The following is an 835-nucleotide window of genomic DNA, read 5'->3' as shown; positions in this document are numbered from 1 at the left end:
GTGGCGATCGGGTCGAGCGCGGAGCACGGCTCGTCCATCAGCAGCACCTCCGGCTCGGTCGCCACGGCGCGGGCGATGCACAGGCGCTGCTGCTGGCCTCCCGACAGGCCGGTGCCCGGCGCGTCCAGCCGGTCCTTGACCTCGTCCCAGATCGCCCCGCGGCGCAGCGATCTCTCGACGATCTCGTCGAGCTCGGCCTTGTTCTTCGCCAGCCCGTGGATGCGCGGCCCGTAGGCGACGTTGTCGTAGATCGACTTCGGGAACGGGTTCGGCTTCTGGAACACCATGCCGACCTTGGCGCGCAGCTGCACCGGGTCGACCTTCCTGTCGTAGATGTCCTCGCCGTCGAGCAGGATCCGGCCCTCGACCCGGCAGATGTCGATCGTGTCGTTCATCCGGTTCAGGCAGCGCAGGAAGGTCGACTTCCCGCAGCCCGACGGGCCGATGAAGGCGGTCACGGTCTTGTCCTCGATTTCCACCGAGACGTCCTTGATGGCGTGCGACGCGCCGTAGTGGACCTGCACGTTCTCGGCCTTGATCTTGAGCTCCCGCTGGGTCAGCTGGCGCTCGACGATGCGCATGTCGTCCATGTTGGTCACTCCTGAAGTCCTTACCAGCGGCGCTCGAAACGGCGGCGGAGAATGATGGCGATGAGGTTCATGATCACGAGGAACGCCAGCAGCACGATGATCGCCCCCGAGGCGCGCTCGACGAAGGCCGGGTCCGCGCGGTTGGTGAAGTTGTAGACCTGGACCGGAAGGCCCACGGCCGGATCGAGGATGCCCTCGGGAAATTCGCGCACGAAGGCCACCATCCCGATCAGCAGCAGCGGCGC

General features: G+C 66.6%; 1 protein-coding gene and 1 pseudogene. Both read right to left on the bottom strand.

The genetic code is table 11. The features are described from left to right. A partial coding sequence (locus HCC78_RS32845) for a phosphate ABC transporter ATP-binding protein (protein ID WP_172332859.1) occupies positions 1-590 on the bottom strand: 590 nt, incomplete at its 3' end. Between the two features lie 20 nt (positions 591-610). After that, a pseudogene (locus tag HCC78_RS32840) lies at positions 611-835 on the bottom strand (phosphate ABC transporter, permease protein PstA); the annotation flags it as partial.

This window comes from Mangrovicoccus sp. HB161399 (assembly GCF_013184745.1).
GTDB lineage: Bacteria > Pseudomonadota > Alphaproteobacteria > Rhodobacterales > Rhodobacteraceae > Mangrovicoccus.
The sequence above is the reverse complement of the archived record's forward strand: the minus strand, read 5'-3'. Positions and strand labels throughout refer to the sequence as shown.